This is a genomic window from Mesorhizobium sp. M1006 (assembly GCF_040318825.1).
Taxonomy (GTDB): Bacteria; Pseudomonadota; Alphaproteobacteria; order Rhizobiales; family Rhizobiaceae; genus Mesorhizobium.
Genome location: NZ_JAMYMZ010000127.1, coordinates 1 through 1,689, shown reverse-complemented (window position 1 = coordinate 1,689; position 1,689 = coordinate 1). Strand labels below are relative to the sequence as shown.

Below are 1,689 nucleotides of genomic sequence, written 5' to 3'. Positions count from 1 at the left end.
GCAAAGCCCGGAATGGGTGTCGACGAGGCATTTTCCATCGTCGGGAACGAACAGAACCGATTGCTCGCGATGCTGAGCCGTCGTCGGGCTCAAAGCGAAAACTTTGGATGAAAAGCACGGTGTCACATGCGGAACTCTCTTGAGGGGATCACTGTCGTAGCCGTGGAGCAGGCCGTTGCCGCGCCTTACGCATCGTCCCGCCTTGCGGATTCTGGCGCCCGGGTGATCAAGATCGAGAGGCCCGAAGGGGACTTTGCCCGAAGCTACGACAAGTTGGTTCGGGGGCAGAGCGCTTACTTCGTCTGGCTCAACCGGGGTAAGGAATCGGTGTGTCTGGACCTGAGGTTGGAGGCGGACCGCGAGGTCCTCGACACGCTCCTTGCCGATGCTGACGTCTTTGTCCAGAATCTGAAGCCGGGCAGTATCGAAAAACTGGGTTTTGGGTCTGCTGATCTGCGTCGACGATATCCGCGGCTGATCACCTGCGACATCTCTGGTTTCGGGGAGACAGGGCCGTATTCCCACTTGAAGGCTTATGATCTCATCGTCCAGGCCGAAACAGGTCTATGCGCGATCACCGGCAACCAACAAGGGCCCGCGCGTGTAGGGGTCTCGGTTTGCGACATCTCGGCGGGCATGACAGCGCATAGTGCGATTCTTCAGGCGCTCTACCATCGCGAGGTCACCGGCGAGGGGACCAGCATTCAGGTGTCACTGTTCGATGCCGTCGCCGACTGGATGAACGTGCCGGTTCTGCAAAACGACTACAGCGGCTACCACACGGTACGCGCGGGCGTAAAACACCCGTCGCTTGCTCCGTATGGCGCCTATCGGTGCGCCGACGGCAAAGATGTCATCTTTTCGGTTCAAAATGACCGCGAATGGGTAAATTTCTGCGAGAAATTCCTGAAGCAGCCGGCGCTTACACGTGCAACTGGTTTTGTTGACAATATGGAGCGCCTCGGTCACCGTGCGCAACTTGATGAGATCATTGAACGGCGGTTCTCTGAACTATCCTGCCACGAAGCAATGCAGGAGCTCGAGGCGGCCGGCTTGGCATATGGTCGACTGAATGAAGTGGCGGATGTTTCAAGGCATCCCCACATTCGCAGGGTGCAAGTTGGAACACCCGAAGGGACCGTCGAGACGATAGCGCCGGCGGCGATTTTCAACTCCGAGCACCCCGCGCTGCGCCCAGTTCCGGCCCTTGGCGCTCATACCGAGACTGTCCGGGAGGAGGTTCTGGGGCGCTTGCGCGAAAGAGCCGCGTCAGCGTGAGCGCCGTTAAGGTGAGCGCGCACGCTATTTCCAAAGAGCCTGTGTACCGCGCACCATCTCGGCACATCGGTCGCCCAAAAAACTCACTGGCACCGCCGTCGCTAAAATCGGCCGCGGAGGCGACGCCATGATCAAGGACACCTTTGCGGCCGTTGAAAGCGCGATGTCTGTGCCGCGCTGGAGATCGCTGCTCTTCGTGCCCGCTCACGTTCCTCGCTTTGTGAAGACGGCTCATGAGCGGGGGGCAGATGGCATTATCCTCGACCTCGAGGATTCCGTTCCCCAGGATCAGAAGGGCGAGGCACGGCGGCAGCTTTCCGATTCCGTGGCAAAGGTGGCGCGTAAGGGCGCATCTGTTTTGGTGCGCGTGAATCGTGGTTTGCGCGCCTTGGCGGCCGATCTCGATGCAGC

2 protein-coding genes are annotated in these 1,689 nt (G+C 59.7%); both read left to right on the top strand.

All coding sequences use genetic code 11. The features are described 5' to 3' along the window. Nucleotides 1–126 precede the first annotated feature (126 nt). Complete coding sequence (locus NKH60_RS34845) at nucleotides 127–1,278, top strand: CaiB/BaiF CoA transferase family protein (protein ID WP_352875113.1); 1,152 nt, start codon at nucleotides 127–129, stop codon at nucleotides 1,276–1,278. 127 nt (nucleotides 1,279–1,405) lie between these two features. Then, nucleotides 1,406–1,689, top strand: a 284-nt coding sequence (locus tag NKH60_RS34840; protein ID WP_352875112.1) for an aldolase/citrate lyase family protein, incomplete at its 3' end; no start/stop codon positions are given.